The sequence below is a fragment of the Ruegeria sp. HKCCD7559 genome (assembly GCF_013110575.1).
Lineage (GTDB): Bacteria > Pseudomonadota > Alphaproteobacteria > Rhodobacterales > Rhodobacteraceae > Ruegeria.
The window spans coordinates 592,343-609,137 of record NZ_WVQU01000001.1 but is presented as its reverse complement, the minus strand read 5'-3'; the positions used below and the strand labels follow the sequence as shown (position 1 = coordinate 609,137).

The window sequence follows — 16,795 nt, the reverse complement described above, 5'->3', positions numbered from 1 at the left end:
CATTTTCACCGCTTGGCTTCTCACTTGCGAAAAAAACTAAACCGAACTATTCAGTTTAGTGTAGAAATTACACAGCCGACGCCCCATTTCATACCAAGACGGCCCCGCTTTTGTTGGCACCGAATTCTAGGAGAAACACTGAATGCGTTTGATTTCTTTCATCAACGCCCTTCTGGTTATTGTTGCGTTGTATTTTCTTGTTTTTGAGCGCGACTCTTTGTTTGCTTTCGCCGGACGTGGCGAAGCAGAAGAAGCGGTACAGACCGAAGCCGTCGAATCCGACGAGACCGATATTGATGCCGTTGGCGTGGTCGCCCTGCGTTCGCAGGCGCGCGAAATTGACAGTGCGGTTCTGCTGCGAGGACAAACCAAGGCGAACCGGCAGGTCGAGGTTTTGTCTGAAACTACATCCACGGTCATCTCGGAACCCAAGCGCAAAGGTGCCTTTGTCGAGGCCGGGGATGTTCTGTGTGAACTCGACCCCGGCACGCGTCCGGCGCAACTGGCCGAGGCGCTGGCCGGAAAACTCGAAGCCGAAAGCCGCATTCCCGAGGCTGAAGCCCGCTTGCAAGAGGCGCATGCACGTGTGGCCGAGGCCGAAATCAATCTGACGGCTTCGCGCAAACTGGCGGAAACCGGGTTTGCTTCGGAAACCCGCCGAATTTCCAGCGAGGCTGCGATGAGCGCCGCCAAAGCAGGTGTAAAGTCCGCCGAAGCCGAGCTGGAGGCGACCCGGGCCGGAATCGAAGCAGCCGCAGCCGCAGTTGAAGCCGCGCAGCGAGAGGTCGGACGCCTGACCATCAAAGCCCCGTTCAAGGGCCTGCTGGAAAGCGACACCGCAGAATTGGGCAGCCTGATGCAGCCCGGATCGCTGTGCGCAACCGTGATTCAGCTTGATCCGATCAAACTGGTCGGGTTCGTGCCGGAAACCGAAGTCAACCGTGTTCAGGTGGGGTCCGAGGCATCGGCAACGCTGGTCACCGGTCGGCAGCTTGGCGGCCGCGTCACGTTCCTCAGCCGGTCGGCTGATGAAACAACGCGCACGTTCGAAGTTGAAATCACGGTTCCGAACCCGGATCTGACCATTCGCGACGGTCAGACCGCGACCATCAGCATCGCAGCCGAAGGCACAAAGGCACATCTGCTGCCGCAATCCGCCCTGACCCTAAGCAACGAGGGTCAATTGGGTGTCCGTACTGTCGGCACCGGCAATGTGGTGGATTTCCTGCCTGTCCGCATTCTGCGTGACACGGCCGAGGGTGTCTGGGTCGACGGTCTCCCCGAAACAGCCGACATAATCATTGTCGGACAAGAGTTCGTGACACGCGGTGTGACCGTAGCGCCGACTTATCGGGAAGCGTCACAATGACCGGTGTTGTCGCATGGGCCGCTGATCGAGCCCGCATGGTGTTGGCATTTATCGCGATTTCGCTGGTTATCGGCGGATTTGCCTATGTCTCGCTTCCGAAAGAAGGCGAGCCGGATATCGAAATCCCTGCCCTGTTTGTATCCGTGCAGTTTCCCGGGATTTCCGCAGAGGATTCCGAAAACCTGCTGATCAAGCCGATGGAGACCGAACTGGCGGATCTCGACGGGCTCAAGGAAATGACATCGACCGCTGCCGAAAACTATGCGGGGGTCGCGCTGGAATTTGACTTCGGTTGGGACAAGACCGCGATCATGGCCGATGTGCGTGACGCGATGAACACAGCTCAGGCGGACTTTCCCGAAGGCGCAGAACAATATTCCCTGACCGAGATCAACTTTTCCGAATTCCCGATCGTCATCGTGAACCTGACCGGTCCCGTTCCCGAACGCACGATGGCCCGTGTCGCCAAGGATCTACAGGACGATCTTGAGGCTCTGGATTCCGTTCTCGAAGCCGGTATCGCAGGCAATCGCGACGAGATGCTCGAGGTTGTGATCGATCCGCTTCGGCTTGAAGCGTACAACGTGACGGCGGACGAGCTGATCAACGTGGTACGGAACAACAACCAGTTGATTGCAGCCGGTGAAGTTGAAACCGCGCAGGGCACCTTCTCGGTCAAGATACCGTCGTCGTTCAAAACCGCACAGGATGTTTACGGCCTGCCCATCAAGGTCAACGGTGATCGGGTCGTCACCTTGGGGGAACTGGCACAGATCAACTACACTTTCGAAGACCGCGAAGGGACGGCCCGTTTCAACGGTGAACCGACCGTCGCGTTGCAGGTGGTCAAGCGCAAGGGCTATAACCTGATCGACACCGTCGCGCAGGTGAAGGAAACCATTGCGCATGCAAAGACCAAGTGGCCGCCCGAGCTTCAGGCGGCGGTTGATCTGGGTACATCGAACGACCAGAGCCGCATCGTCGGCTCGATGGTCAGCCAGCTTGAAGGCTCGGTATTGACCGCGATTGCGCTGGTGATGATCGTGGTTCTTGCCTCGTTGGGTACGCGGGCCGCCCTGCTGGTCGGTTTTGCGATCCCGACCTCGTTCCTGCTGTGTTTTGCGTTTCTGGCGGTCATGGGTGTCAGCATCTCGAACATCGTGATGTTCGGCCTCATCCTGGCGGTGGGGATGCTGGTGGATGGCGCCATCGTCGTGGTGGAATACGCAGACAAACGCATCAAGGAAGGCGTGGGCCCGATGCACGCCTATGTCGAGGCCGCCCAGCGCATGTTCTGGCCCATCGTGTCCTCGACCGCGACGACGCTGTGTGCGTTCCTGCCCATGTTGTTCTGGCCCGGTATTCCCGGTGAGTTCATGGGAATGCTGCCGGTCACGCTGATCTTCGTTCTGTCGGCGTCGCTGATCGTGGCGCTGATCTATCTGCCGGTCATGGGCGGTGTGTCCGGCCGCCTGAGCCGCCTCTTCGATCGGTCTTCGACCTGGTTGCGGGCGCGCACGCCATGGTGGGTCCGGGTGCTGATGGTGCCGCCGTCGCTGTACATGATCTTTCTGGGTGCGATGCAGGTTCTGAACCCCAACTACCTGCTGCCCGGTGGCTCGATCGCCGGGGCGCTGCTGTTCCTGTTCGGGGCGTTTGCCGGGTCCGTAACGCTGAGCGCGGCCAAAATGGTACGCGCCGAAGAGGACCACGTTCATACAGCGGACGAACACACGCTTTTTGGCCATGTCGTTCGGTTCCTTGTCGGCAATCCGATCATGCCGGTCGTTTCCCTGCTGACGGTTTTCACGACGGTGTATTTCGTGGCCTTCGTCTGGTTTCCTCAGGAATCCCGCGGGGTTGAATTCTTCGTGGAAAGCGAACCTGAACAGGCCACCGCATATGTGCGTGCCCGCGGGAACCTTTCCCTGGCGGAAAAAGACGCGATGGTTCTTGCCGCCGAAGAGATCATCGGAACCCACCCTGCGGTCATCAACGTCTTTGCCTTTGCGGGCGAAGGTGGCCTGAACCAGAACAACGGTGGCGCTCAGGCGCCGGCCGATACAGTGGGCCGGGTTCAGTTCGAGATCATCCCCTGGGAAGACCGCCCCAACGTTTCGGAATCGGCCCTGTGGGGCCTGTTCGAACGGCACTTCGTGGCGCCCGAATATGATGGCGACTTCGTGATTGATGAGCTGAATGCCCAACTTGCAACGATCCCCGGCATCATCGTCGAGATTTTGCCGTTGGAGCAAGGCCCTGCTTCGGCCAAGCCTGTGCATCTGCGCATCAAGGGTGACGGGTGGGAAGACCTGACCTCGGCAGCGATCACCGCCCGCGAGGTTTTCGACACCACGCCGGGCCTGATCAAGACCGAAGACACCCTGCCCCTGCCCGGCATCGACTGGCAGATTGACGTGGATGTCGCCAAGGCCGGTCGGTTCGGAGCCGACGTGGCAACCGTCGGCGCCATGGTCCAGTTGGTCACGCGCGGTATATTGCTGGGCGAGATGCGCCCGGACAGCAATGACGAAGAGATCGAAATTCGCGTTCGCCTGCCCGAAGAAGACCGCGTTTTGTCGACACTGGATACACTCAAGGTCCGTACCCCGGACGGTTTGGTGCCCTTGTCGAACTTCGTAACGCGCAAACCCGTGGCCAAGCTGGCCGAGATCAACCGCGTCGACCAGCAGCGATACTACGACGTCAAAGCGGATGTCGAACCGGGGCTGAGCAAGGTTGTGACCGAAGGCCCCGATGGAAAACAGGTGCGGCTGGCCGCCATGCGTGAAGTGACGGAAGGCTACACACCGACCGGCACCGTTCTGAATGGTACGGGTGGAAAGTCGTATGAACTGGTTCAACTGACCGGCGCAGAAAGTGTCGACCAGCTGCGCAGCGCAATCGAAGACGGGGATGCTCAGTTTGCGCTGATCAACCCGAACGAGCGTATTGCGGTGCTGACGGAATGGCTGGAAACCGGCCCGTTCGCCAACGCGATCAGCTGGGAATGGACTGGTGATCAGGAAGAGCAGGAAGAATCCGGCGCCTTCCTGGTGAACGCGTTCATGGGCGCCCTGGGGCTTATGTTCGTGATCCTGCTGGCGCAGTTCAACTCGTTCTACAATTCAGTTCTCGTGCTGCTGGCGGTGGTTCTGTCCACCACCGGGGTTCTGATCGGCATGATCGTGATGGAACAGCCCTTCTCGATCATCATGACCGGGACCGGCATCGTGGCCCTGGCCGGTATCGTGGTGAACAACAATATCGTTCTGATCGACACCTATCAGGAATACAGCAGCTATATGCCGAGAATCGAGGCGATCATCCGCACCGCGGAATCCCGTATCCGCCCGGTTCTGCTGACCACGCTGACAACGATGGCCGGTCTGACGCCGATGATGTTCGGCCTGTCGCTGGACTTCATCAATGGCGGCTATTCCATCGACAGCCCCACCGCACTGTGGTGGAAACAGCTGGCCACAGCGGTGGTCTTTGGCCTGGGCATTGCAACTGTTCTGACGCTGATCGTCACCCCATCGCTTCTGGCCTTGCGGGTCTGGGTGACAACCTATGCGATCTGGCTCAGCCGAGTTCTGGCCCGTGTAACGGCAGGCCGGTCCAGCCAGATCGCGCAGGACATGGCGATAGGGCGCTCTGCCCGGCAGATGCAGGCCACTGAAATTGTGTGGGAGGACGACTCGCGTTTTGAAGGATCAGAACAGGACAGTCGATCAGATCAGTCTGGTCGCCCCTCTGGCCCGCCGCTGAAAGCTGCTGAATAAACGAAAAGGACCGGAACTCCCGGTCCTTATTCATTTGGCCATCATCACAACCGGGACCACGTCTGATGCGCGCAAATCGCATGTTCGCATCCTTTGACCAGCAGCTTGTCCCCCTGCAACGTCATCTGTGGCACCGCATCCACGTTGATCAACGGGACCCAGAATTCGCCGCCGCCGTATTTTCCTCCGCCTTCACCGGCCACGTCCCAGAACAGTTTCTTACCGATATTCGGTGTTTGGACTTCCTTGCCTGAAGAGTCATAGGCCGACAGGATCCGACCGCAGAACTTATCCCCACACGCCGTGATTTTGATGTGCGAAATCAGGTTCTTGCGATCAGGTTCAGTCTTCCAGACACCCACGATGGGATCGGCCGCCACAATGACCGGCAGACTAATCGCGATCGCAATAGACGATAGTCGTGACTTCAATCGCTTCATCATGACAGGCACCCTTCTGGTTTTTTGTATTCTACCCTGTTTCGCTCCATGTTTGGATCTTCAGGCCGCTTCCCCGTCCGATTGCTGCCGGTTCCACAATTGGGCATACCGCCCCGACCGCGCCAGCAACTCGTCATGCGTGCCCTGTTCAATGACCTCGCCCGCTTCCAGAACCACGATCCGGTCCGCTTCGGCAATGGTGCTGAGGCGATGGGCAATGGTGATAACCGTACGACCCTCTCCTGCGCGCGCCAGCGCATCCTTGATGTCCTGCTCGGTATCCGTGTCCAAGGCCGAGGTCGCCTCGTCCAGCAACAGGATCGGCGGGTTCTTGAGCAAAGTCCGCGCGATGCCGACTCTTTGTTTTTCACCACCTGACAGTTTGAGCCCCCGTTCACCGACCATAGTGTCATAGCCTTCGGGCAGCGAGGTGATGAAATCGTGAATTTGCGCAGCTCGGGCCGCGGCCTCGACCTCCTCCGGGGTGGCGTCGTCACGGCCATAGGCAATGTTGTACCGGATGCTGTCGTTGAACAATACCGTGTCCTGCGGCACAACGCCGATGGCCGCGTGCAAGCTGGACTGCGTCACATCCCGCACATCCTGTCCATCGATCTTCAAGGATCCTTTGGTCACATCGTAGAACCGGAACAGCAGCCGCCCGATGGTTGATTTGCCAGACCCGGTTGCCCCCACGATGGCCACGGTCTGCCCGGCAGGAACGGTCAACGAAACACCTTTGAGGATCTCCCTTTCAGGGTCATAGCCGAAATGCACATCGTCCAGCGTGACTTCGCCGCCATTCACCTTGAGGTTGGGCGCACAGGGTTTGTCGGTGACTTCGGCGGGCTGTTCAAGCAGATCGAACATCTGGCCCATATCGACCAACGATTGCCGGATTTCCCGGTAGACCGTCCCCAGAAAGTTCAGCGGTACGGTGATCTGGATCATGTAAGCGTTGACCATGACGAAATCGCCCACTGTAAGGTTTCCGCTCTGAACCCCGATGGCAGCCAGAACCATCACACCGATCAAACCACAAGTGATCAGGAATGACTGGCCAAAATTCAGAAATGCCAGCGAATATGCCGTTTTCAGCGCCGCCCCGGCATAGGCTTTCATCGACACATCATATCGCTCAGCTTCGCGCGCTTCGGCATTGAAATACTTGACAGTTTCAAAATTCAGCAGGCTGTCGATGGCGCGCTGATTGGCTTCGGTGTCCTGATCGTTCATCTCGCGCCGAAGCTTCACCCGCCATTCGGTCACGGCAAATGTGAACCAGATATACAGACCGATTGTGACGGCGACGACCACCAGATACCAGACATCGAACAGCCACATCAGGATGATCGCCACCAGCAGCAGTTCCAGGATCAGCGGCCCGATCGAGAACAGCAGAAAGCGCAACAGGAACTCGACGCCCTTGACACCCCGTTCGATGATGCGGCTCAGCCCTCCGGTACGGCGGGACACGTGGTAACGCATCGAGAGGTTGTGAATGTGCCGAAAGGTCTCAAGCGCCAACGCCCGCAGAGCCCTTTGCCCTACGGGCGCAAAGGCCGCATCCCTCAGTTGTTGGAATCCCACGGTCAGCATCCGCGCCACGCCATAGGCGACCGTCAGCCCGACCGCGCCCAGCGCCACCGGCGGCACGCCCTCACCTGCCAGCGCGTCAACGGCACCTTTGTAAAGGATTGGCGTATAGACCGCGATCAGCTTGGCCAGAACCAGCATGACCATGGCAATCACCACGCGGCGCTTTACCCATGGTTCATCCTGTGGCCAAAGATAGGGTGCCACTTTGCGGATCGTGCGCCAGCCCGAGCTTCGCTCGTCACGCGGCACCGTATCGTCCGGGGTCGTAGTAGGTGTTCGTCTCATCACGTACCTTAACTGCGGTCAGAGATTGACCCCGGCCCGCTTGGGCCAAAGGCGATGCTTATTCAGGTATGGTGAAGACCTGCCCCGGATAGATCAGATCCGGATCGCGGATCAGGTCGCGATTGGCCTCGAACAGCCGTACATACAGGACCCCGTCGCCAAACCGGTCGCGCGAGATGGCCCACAGCGTGTCGCCCCGTTGAACCGTAACCGAACGGATGGCAGCTGCTTCGCCCTGCGCGTTGGCCTGACTGGCCGCGACTGCGGCATCCAGAACTTCAACCGGCTCTCGCTTGAACGGGGTTTCGACCCGGCTGAGCACCGTCCCGTCCGTATTCACCGCGTCCACGCGCAGCGTGTAGACACCCGGATCAATCCCCTCCAGATCGCTGCGCCAGGATCCATCCTCTTTCGGGTCGAGATCGGCGATCAGGCGATTGTTCAGGTACAGTCGAACGGCTGCACCGTCCTGCACACGCCCCGTCAGCTGGACATTGCCGGTATCAGAGTACCCGATGGTATCCAGTGCGATCTGATCAGGGGGCGTATCCCGCACCACAGGCGGCTGCACCAGTTCAACCCCTTCTTCGCCGGACCGCAGCACCGCAATCTGCTGATCCGGTTCGGGTGTCTGCGGCGGCGAGTCGGCGGTTTGCGTTTCCTCGGCCTCCGGCACGGTGGTTTCGGTTCCGGTCACATCAGTTTCTGGCGCTGGAACTTCGGTCGCCGTTTCGGGCTCAACGTCTGCATCGGCTGTCGCGATCGTGGCGTCTTCGGCGTCGGCCGTCGTGTCCGGATCGGATGCTGGCGATTCTTCAGTTACAGGCGCTTCTTCGACCGGCTTTGGCAATGCCGCAATCAGATAGTCGTCGGACTGTGTGATCCGTTGGCCATCCTTGCTTTGCAGGACCAACCCCTGAGCCGCGTCGCTGAACGGGATCGAAACAAATTCGGCAAACTGGCCGCTGCCGTCCACGGTAAAGCTGTGCAGGGTTTCGCCGTTCAGCAGCACCTCGATCCGGCTGCCGGGCTCGGCATCGCCGGACAACAGCGCCGTGCCATCTGGCTCAACAAAAATCTGATCCAGGGCCGGAGGGGCCGCTGGCTGGGGCGCGATATCTTCCGTCTTGGCAACGGCGGTGTCCGCGTCAGAGGCGTCAGCCGTTTCACTAGTGTCCTCGACAGGCTCGGTCGTGGGCCCTTCATCCGCAGGAGCCGCCTGTTCAGCCACTTCCGGTTCCGAAACCTGCGCATCCTGCCCTACAGGTTCCGGGGCTACGGCAGAGGCGGTTTCCTGCGGGGCGCTCGGCTCGGGCGTTTTGGTGAAGACGCCGGACAGATACAATCCACCCGCGCCCAATATCGCAACAAGACCCGCAATCACCCCCCAGATGAAATTGCCCGAGCTTCCGTTTCCCGATTTGGCGTCCATTATTTTCCTTTCACTCCGCCGGGCAAAAGCTATGCGTTGAAAAGCTTTCCGACGGACAGTTGAGCCAATCTATCAATCCCGCTATCACGGGTCAAAACCCCTGACACAACCCCGGAGCCCCCCTTTGATGTCTCAGAAATCAGTCTGTGTGTACTGCGGGTCACGCAATGGAGCCGAGAAGGCTTATTCTGAAACTGCACGGCAGTTTGGCAGCCTGCTGGCGCAGGAAGGCTGGCGGCTGGTCTACGGAGCCGGAGATGTCGGTTTGATGGGTGAAGTGGCCCGCGCCGCGCAGAATGCCGGTGGTGAAACCTTCGGCGTCATTCCGGTGCATCTGGTCAAGCGCGAGGTCGGGAAGACGGATCTGACCCACTTCGTGATCACCGAGACAATGCACGAGCGCAAGAAGGTCATGATCATGAACGCCGACGCCGTCGTGGTTCTGCCGGGCGGTCCGGGGTCGCTGGACGAGCTGTTCGAAGCGCTGACATGGCGCCAGCTTGGCCTGCATGACAAGGCAATCGTCGTGGTCAATGTGAACGGCTATTGGGACGCGTTGCACACATTGTTGGATCAGGTGATCGGGCAAGGCTTTGCCGACACGTCTTTGGCGGATTTCATCACCTGGGTCGAAGACGCCGATACAGCCATGATCGCCCTGCGGGACAAGCTGACCTGAGGATGGGAAACCGTGCGGGCGGTTGAACCGCCCGCCGTATTCATCAGGCAAGTCTGGCTTTGGGTTGCAGACTGAGGCGCACCACCTGCTCGACCTTGTGCAAAGGATGATTGGTCAGGGTCTTGTTGACCTCGGCCACGACCTTTCCCAGCACCTCGCTGTGTAACCGACGCCGCAACAGACCCAGAACATGGGGGCTGGCCACCAGAACCAGCCGATCATAGGCGCCTTTCAGCCCCTTGCGGTTCAACAGGTTCGCCAGATCCTGCACGAACAGAGATTTTGCGTGCGCCTTCCACGTGGGTTCTTCAATTGCCGATTTCTGTTTTGGTCCGCCGTCGTTGCGACGACCTGCGCGGTCCGTCGGTTTTCCGGTCGGGCCGTCTTGTTCTTCGACAGCGACGACGACAAAATTGGGATCGTCGGCATCGGTGATATTCTCCATCACCAGCGCTTTCTCTCCATCTGCAACAATAACCCAAGTTCCCTGTGTAAGTGCGACCATTGCGATCTCCTGATTAGGTTGTGTTCTGGGTATCCCTCGACCTGCTGGACATGCGGGTTCGTTGACGCACGAACAGTGCGCAGCCCGATCATTGTTTGAATTGATATGCAGTTTCTCCCTCTACCCTACAGAGATGTGTACTGGAAAACAGCAAACAAGATACCGTCACGCAGAAAGGGCATGTATCGGCGGGTTTTCACCGGCTGGTCATCAACCCTTTAGGCGGACATCTTGACAACGGTGATTTCGGGCGTCACGCCCAGACGAACCGGCAGGATCGAACAGCCGATACCGCCCGAAACGACCAGATCGCGCCCATTTTCGCGTACATGGCCATAGGCATAGCGATTGCCGAATTTCGATGGCACCACGGGCGACCAGCCGAACAGGCGCACTTGGCCACCATGTGTGTGCCCTGAAAGGGTCAAGGCCACCCGCCCGGGCACAGTGGGAAACACATCGGGCTCATGCGCCATCATCACAACCGGAGCGTCATCGGTGATCTGCGCCAGAGTACCTTCCAGATCGTCCAATCCTTGCGGCTCGCCGTTGCGCCAGATCGCCAGCTGATCCTCGAGACCGGCCAGCCAGATGCCCTGAGTTTCGAGTTTGATCGCGGCATTGGACAACACCGAAATCCCGTTCTGTTCCAGAATTTCGGCATAGCGATTGGGCCCGGACCCGCGCCGCTGTGCCGACCTGTCATCCCACCAGTCGTGATTGCCCAGAACGGCAAAGACACCATTCTTCGCCTCAAGCCCGGCAAGCACAGGGGCCAGGTCCTGCATCTTGACCGTGTCCGAGACACCTTTGTGGCTTGCAAAGAAATCACCCAACAGCAGGATCACGTCCGGAGCCAGCGCATTGGTTCGGCGGACCACCTGCCTTACGCGGTTCAGGCCGACATAGGGCTCGCCCACATGCATATCGGACAGTACGGCGATTCTGAGCGGCGGCGCTGTCCAGTCGTCCCGCTGAATGCGCCATTTGCGCACGCGCAGCCGAACCGCGGGTTCAATGATGAACCCGTAGGCGGCCGTGACAAGGCCTGCCAGCGTCGCCGCCAGCAGGCCCTTTATGAACCGACGTCGGTTCAATACGTCACATCCGCGATGCGACGTTTTCCCAGTTCACCAGATTGTCGAGGAAGTTCGACAGGTAGGCCGGGCGCTTGTTGCGGAAATCGATGTAGTAGGAGTGCTCCCAAACATCGCAACCCAGCAGCGCGGTTTGACCAAAGCACAGTGGGTTCACGCCATTCTCGGTTTTTGTGACGGCCAGCGAGCCATCGGCGTTCTTGACCAGCCACGCCCAGCCCGAACCGAACTGACCCGCACCGGCGGCACTGAATTGCGACTTGAATTCATCCACCGAACCGAAGCTTTCGGTCAGCGCCTTTTCCAGCTCGCCCGGCATCTTGGACTCGCCCGGCCCCATCATTTCCCAGAACTGGTTGTGGTTCCACAACTGGCTGATGTTGTTGAAAATACCGTTTTGTGCCACGGCGTTTGCGTCGTATGTACCAACGATGATCTCTTCCAGCGACTTGCCGTCCCATTCGGTGCCGGCGATCAGCTTGTTGCCGTTGTCGACATAGGCCTTGTGGTGCAGGTCGTGGTGATATTCCAACGTTTCCGCGGACATACCCTTGGCTGCCAGCGCGTCATGTGCATAAGGAAGATCAGGAAGTTCAAAAGCCATGTCGGCCCCCTGTTTAAATGTAAGTTGCGGTTCCCAAGGTTAAATGCTTTGGCAACCGCCGCAGGTCAAGGGGCGTGGCAAGAAAACCCGGAGGCAGGCGATGCTGACACAGGCGCGCAAGATGTTCTATCGCGCCCGCGGATATTATGCGGGCAATCTGAACGGCGAGCCGTTTCGTCTGGACCCGTACCATTCGAAATTCTGGCGCAAGGCCACTGCGGGCGCTTGGGAGCCTGAAACATTTGCAGTTCTTGACCGGTTCCTGTCCCCTCAAAGCGACTATCTGGACATCGGCGCGTGGATTGGCCCGACGGTGCTGTACGGTGCGCGAAGGGCACGGCATGTCTGGTGTTTTGAGCCTGACCCGACCGCGTTTCGGCATCTGGCATGGAATCTTGATCTGAACGGTATTCAGAACGTTTCGGCATTCGGGGTCGCCCTGTCAGATCGATTTGGCGTGGCACGCATGGCCTCTGTGCGCGGTGAACCCGGGGATTCCACCAGTTCGCTTCTGCACGACGGGGCGCATGGGTCTGATGCGCTGACGATCGCCTGGGACCAATTCGAAAAAACAAACGACCTGTCACGGGTTTCGCTGGTCAAAATGGACATCGAGGGCGCGGAATTCATTGTTGCCCCCACTTTGTCCGCGTGGCTGAAGGAACGCCGCCCCGCCCTTCTTCTGTCTCTTCACGCACCTCTGCTTCCGGAAGACCAGAGGCACGAACGTGTCAGCGCATTGATGGATGAACTGGGTTATTACGCAAACCTGTCGGATGACAAGTCACAGCCTGTAGAGATTTCGGACTTGCTGACCGAAGATGGCCTGAGCCGTTTTCACACCGTTCTCTTGCATGGGTAGAACGTCTGGCATTTTTTTCTTCGTTCACGCGAGGTCCCGCTTGCGGCATTGAGGTGTATCAGTTTGATTGCACACACCAAGAATCATGCCCAAGTGGATAAAATGAAAAGACTTTTACCGATTGCAGTCGCCGCATTTCTTGCACATACCGCTGCGGCAGAAACGGTTACCTATCATTGCAAGATGACCAAACAGGACGCCCATGGCTGGATTGCGCCAGAGTATGCGTTCCGGATCGACCCCGCCGCATCTTCGGCGATGGCCGCCACTTCGTACCAGGATTGGGCCAAGGCAAAATTCAAAGACCGCGGCGCCAAGGGATATCGTATTATCTGGAATCTCGATCAGAAAATGGTTGCCGGCGGCAATGTCCGCGTTCGATATCAGGCGAACCTGAAAACAACCGACAATACGGTCGCCGTCCGCATGGCATTCGTTCAGGGAAATTTCGCGAACAAACCTTTCGGAGTCGGGACCTGTTCGACAGTCAAGTAAGAAAAAGCCCCGGATGAACCGGGGCTTTTTTTTGTTCAGTAGATCCCAACCTCACTGCCGGGCTGTGCTGCCACCTTGAGCAGTTTGAACACGTAATCCGCAGCGGAACGGAAGCAGACCACGCGGAAGGTCTGTTCATCATCCATCCAAAAAGCACCAGCCACCTGCGCCAGACGCGTGCGGCGAATCTGGCCGGGCTGGAATGCATCCGCCGACAGATCGGCGGGCGCGACCTTGCCCAGCACCTCTCTTGCGCTGGCACCAGAGACGCTGAAGACGGCGCGGGCATCCGAGACATTGACCGCCAAAGCATGGGTGCCGCTCAGGGCACCGACCATGTCGGCCAGTTTGGCTTCGACCTCGGCATAAGGCACCAGAACCAGCAACTCGTCGGTCGACATCCAAGCCACGCCGGTATCGCCGGTCACAAGCACCTCGCGCTGACCCGGCACTTTCTGACCGGTTGCATCCTTGACGGCCTTGGCCAGCACCTTGTCGGACAGGTCGCCGCGCAGGGTTATCATGCCTTGCAGGCCGCATTCCTGGACCTTGGCGATGCCGTCATAGCTGGCGTGGTTCAATGCGCTGATGGGTTCAGACATTCTGCTTCTCCCCGTCCTTGTCATAAAAGATCGGGTCCACGATCTTGGCTTTGTAGGTTTTACCGTCCGTGCCCGGGAACTCGACGATCTCGCCCATGCGGTCGGGGCCGTGCTTGATCAGCCCCATGGCGATCCCTTTGCCCAGATTGGCCGAGTAATATGTCGACGTCACACGGCCGATCATGTTGCGCTGACCGTTCGCATTGACGCCCTCGCCCACCGCGTAAGCACCATCCGGCAGAACCGATCCGTCCACAGTCTCGAGACCGACCAGTTTCCAGCGCTCGGGATCCGCCATGTGGGTCCGCGAATGGGCGCGTTTGCCCAGATAATCCTCTTTCTTCTTGGACAGCGCCCAGTGCAGCCCCAAATCCTGCGGGATCACGGTGCCGTCGGTCTCGTCCCCGATCATGATAAAGCCCTTCTCGGCCCGCAGGATGTGCAGACATTCGGTTCCGTAAGGCATCACGCCGAACTCTTTGCCTGCTTCCATCAAGGCATCCCAGAACGCCTGCCCCTGGCTGGCCGGAACGGCGATTTCATAAGACAGCTCGCCTGAGAACGAAATGCGGTAGGCCCGGCAATCGAAGCCTCCGATCTTGCCATCGCGCCATTCCATGAAGGGCAGCGCCTCTTTGCTGACATCCATGCCGCCCAGCTTTTCAAGCACCTTGCGGGCATTGGGGCCGACCACGGCGACCTGCGCGTATTGCTCGGTCACGTTGGCGACATAGACTTTCCAGTCCCACCATTCGGTCTGAAGCCATTCTTCCATGTGACCATGGATACGCTCGGCCCCGCCGGTGGTGGTGTGGCACAGCCAGGTGTCTTCATCGATGCGGGCGACAACGCCGTCGTCGATCAGAAAGCCGTTTTCCGAACACATCAGGCCATAGCGGCATTTGCCGACCTTCAGCGTGGACATCATGTTGGTGTACAACATGTCCAGAAACTTGCCGGCATCCGGGCCTTTGACGATCAACTTGCCCAGCGTCGATGCATCCAGCAGGCCGAGGTTCTCGCGGGTGTTTTTCACCTCGCGATTCACCGCGTCATGCACGGATTCGCCGGGGCGGACATAGGCATAGGTCCGGCGCCAGTGGCCGACCGGCTCCCAATCGGCGCCGTTCCTGTCGTGCCAGTTGTGCATCGGTGTCCGACGGATCGGCTGAAAGACCTCACCCCGTGCCTCACCACCGATCGCACCCATCGAGATGGGCGTATAGGGCGGGCGGAAAGTGGTTGTCCCAACCTTGGGAATTTCGGATTCCAGAGCATCAGCAAGGATCGCCAATCCGTTGATGTTGCTCAACTTACCCTGATCGGTCGCCATGCCCAGCGTGGTATAGCGCTTGGTGTGTTCGACGCTTTCATACCCTTCGCGCGCGGCCAGTTGGACGTCTGAAACCTTGACGTCGTTCTGGAAATCCAGCCAGGATTTCATACGCAATTGGACTTCTGCATTTGCCGGCATCAGCCAGACCGCTTCCATCGGCGCTTCGGCGGTTGTGTCCCCTGCGGGCGCCTTGGTGTTCTTGGGCTTGAAGCCAGCCGCCTTGGCGGCCGCCTTACCGGCCGCATGGGCGTCTGTCAGAACATCCTGCAACGCCAGAGGGCCGTTGGACGCGCCAGCAGCAACAACGAACCCTTTGCCGTCTACCCCCAGCGGTGGACGCTCGGGATCCGGCCGGAAATGCGCGTTTGCCTCATCCCAGATCAGCTTGCCCCCGCAATGGGACCACATGTGCACGACCGGAGACCAGCCGCCGGACATGGCGACTGCATCCGCCTCAACTTCTTCACGCGCGCCGCCGACGCCTTCCTGATTGCAGATGGCTACCTTTTTGACGCGCTTGCCGCCTTTGACCTTGGCAATGGCTTTGCCCGGATCGACGCGGATACCCAACTGGCGGGCTTCTTCCGCCAAAGGTCCGGCCGTTGCCCGGGCGTCAACAATGCGCAAAACATCCACACCTGCCTGTTTCAGGATAATCGCGGTACGATAGGCGTCGTCATTGTTGGTGGCGACGATGACACGTTCGCCCGGGGTAACCCCCCAGTTCACGACATAGTCGCGCATGGCCGATGCCAGCATCACACCCGGAACATCGTTGCCAGCAAAGGACAATGGTCTTTCAATTGCACCCGTTGCCGTTACAATTTGCTTGGCGCGAATGCGCCACAAACGATGGCGCGGGCCCTGCACGCCCGGCGTGTGGTCCGTCAGACGTTCGTATCCCAGCACATAACCATGGTCATAAACACCCGCTCCCATGCAGCGCGTGCGCATGATGACGTTGTCCATTGTTTCGAGTTCGGAAACCAATTGTTCCACGAACTTATCCACAGGCTCACCATCCACGGTGCCGCCGTCAACCGGCGCGCGACCTCCCCAATGCGCGGTCTGCTCGATCAGCAGGACCTTGGCACCGGATTGTGCCGCCGCCTTGGCTGCCTGCAAACCAGCCACACCGCCGCCGATCACCAGAACATCGGTAAAGGCGTAGAAATGTTCATAAGTGTCGGCATCCCGGTTGTCTTTGTCGGGCGCCTTGCCCAATCCCGCCGACTGCCGGATGAACGGTTCGTAGACGTGTTTCCAGAAGGGTTTGGGGTGGATGAACGTCTTGTAGTAGAAGCCGGCCGGCAGAAACCGGGCAAAGGCCGTGTTCACCGCACCGATATCATATTCAAGGCTTGGCCAATGGTTCTGTGAAATCGCGGTCAAGCCGTTGAACACCTCGGTCGTCGTGGCGCGCTGGTTCGGCTCGAACCGGTTGCCCTGCCCCAGGCCGACAAGCGCGTTCGGCTCTTCCGCGCCGCTGGCGACAACGCCGCGGGGACGGTGGTATTTGAACGACCGGCCAACCATCATCTGGTCATTGGCCAACAGGGCCGAGGCAAGCGTATCCCCCTCATAGCCCTGCATCGAGGTTCCGTTGAAGGTGAATGTGACCTTTTTCGACCGGTCAATCAGCCGGCCTTGTTTTGCGAGACGGGTGCTCATTGTGCGGACCTTTCGCATGTGGAGGCGTCAAAGC

The 16,795-nt window shown here is 59.1% G+C and carries 13 protein-coding genes; 5 read left to right on the top strand and 8 right to left on the bottom strand.

Translation table 11 applies throughout. The features are described 5' to 3' along the window. Nucleotides 1–142: 142 nt before the first annotated feature. Both GS605_RS03015 and GS605_RS03010 read left to right on the top strand, forming a co-directional pair. Nucleotides 143–1,369 carry an efflux RND transporter periplasmic adaptor subunit gene (locus tag GS605_RS03015; RefSeq protein ID WP_171723019.1) on the top strand — a complete coding sequence of 409 codons (1,227 nt, stop codon included), beginning with the start codon at nt 143–145 and terminating at the stop codon, nt 1,367–1,369. Then, nucleotides 1,366–5,154, top strand: a complete 3,789-nt coding sequence (locus tag GS605_RS03010; protein WP_171723018.1) for an efflux RND transporter permease subunit — start codon at nt 1,366–1,368, stop codon at nt 5,152–5,154. Before GS605_RS03015 ends, GS605_RS03010 begins: the two co-directional genes overlap by 4 nt. Nucleotides 5,155–5,198: 44 nt before the next feature. On the opposite strand, the gene GS605_RS03005 is transcribed toward GS605_RS03010, so the two are convergent. From GS605_RS03005 to GS605_RS02995, 3 genes are read right to left on the bottom strand one after another with little or no spacing between them, the layout of a single operon-like run. Then, entirely contained in the window at nt 5,199–5,597 is a 399-nt protein-coding gene (locus GS605_RS03005; RefSeq protein WP_171723017.1) for a DUF2147 domain-containing protein, read from the bottom strand. 57 nt (nt 5,598–5,654) lie between these two features. Further along, entirely contained in the window at nt 5,655–7,478 is a 1,824-nt protein-coding gene (locus GS605_RS03000; RefSeq protein WP_171723016.1) for an ABC transporter ATP-binding protein/permease, read from the bottom strand. 58 nt (nt 7,479–7,536) lie between these two features. Then, complete coding sequence (locus GS605_RS02995) at nt 7,537–8,910, bottom strand: LysM peptidoglycan-binding domain-containing protein (RefSeq protein WP_171723015.1); 1,374 nt, start codon at nt 8,908–8,910, stop codon at nt 7,537–7,539. A gap of 127 nt (nt 8,911–9,037) precedes the next feature. On the opposite strand from GS605_RS02995, the gene GS605_RS02990 reads away from it, so the two are divergent. Further along, nucleotides 9,038–9,589 (top strand): TIGR00730 family Rossman fold protein, encoded by a 552-nt coding sequence (locus GS605_RS02990; protein ID WP_171723014.1) that lies wholly within the window; start codon nt 9,038–9,040, stop codon nt 9,587–9,589. 43 nt (nt 9,590–9,632) lie between these two features. On the opposite strand, the gene GS605_RS02985 is transcribed toward GS605_RS02990, so the two are convergent. From GS605_RS02985 to GS605_RS02975, 3 genes are all read right to left on the bottom strand, one after another. After that, a complete protein-coding gene (locus GS605_RS02985; protein ID WP_171631353.1) occupies nt 9,633–10,094 on the bottom strand; it encodes a host attachment protein in 462 nt (153 codons plus the stop codon). Nucleotides 10,095–10,312: 218 nt separating this feature from the next. Beyond that, nucleotides 10,313–11,191, bottom strand: a complete 879-nt coding sequence (locus GS605_RS02980; RefSeq protein ID WP_171723013.1) for a metallophosphoesterase — start codon at nt 11,189–11,191, stop codon at nt 10,313–10,315. 4 nt (nt 11,192–11,195) lie between these two features. Beyond that, on the bottom strand, nt 11,196–11,795 hold the full coding sequence (locus tag GS605_RS02975) for a superoxide dismutase (RefSeq protein WP_171228054.1): 600 nt from the start codon (nt 11,793–11,795) through the stop codon (nt 11,196–11,198). 43 nt (nt 11,796–11,838) lie between these two features. On the opposite strand from GS605_RS02975, the gene GS605_RS02970 reads away from it, so the two are divergent. Next, nucleotides 11,839–12,657 (top strand): FkbM family methyltransferase, encoded by an 819-nt coding sequence (locus GS605_RS02970; RefSeq protein WP_245223415.1) that lies wholly within the window; start codon nt 11,839–11,841, stop codon nt 12,655–12,657. Between the two features lie 102 nt (nt 12,658–12,759). Further along, a complete protein-coding gene (locus GS605_RS02965) occupies nt 12,760–13,152 on the top strand; it encodes a hypothetical protein (RefSeq protein ID WP_171723012.1) in 393 nt (130 codons plus the stop codon). A 35-nt stretch (nt 13,153–13,187) separates the two neighbouring features. On the opposite strand, the gene GS605_RS02960 is transcribed toward GS605_RS02965, so the two are convergent. Both GS605_RS02960 and GS605_RS02955 read right to left on the bottom strand, forming a co-directional pair. Continuing rightward, nucleotides 13,188–13,754: a sarcosine oxidase subunit gamma gene (locus tag GS605_RS02960; RefSeq protein ID WP_171723011.1), complete on the bottom strand. Its 567-nt coding sequence runs from the start codon at nt 13,752–13,754 to the stop codon at nt 13,188–13,190. After that, complete coding sequence (locus GS605_RS02955; RefSeq protein ID WP_171723010.1) at nt 13,747–16,761, bottom strand: sarcosine oxidase subunit alpha family protein; 3,015 nt, start codon at nt 16,759–16,761, stop codon at nt 13,747–13,749. Before GS605_RS02955 ends, GS605_RS02960 begins: the two co-directional genes overlap by 8 nt. Between the last annotated feature and the right edge of the window lie 34 nt (nt 16,762–16,795).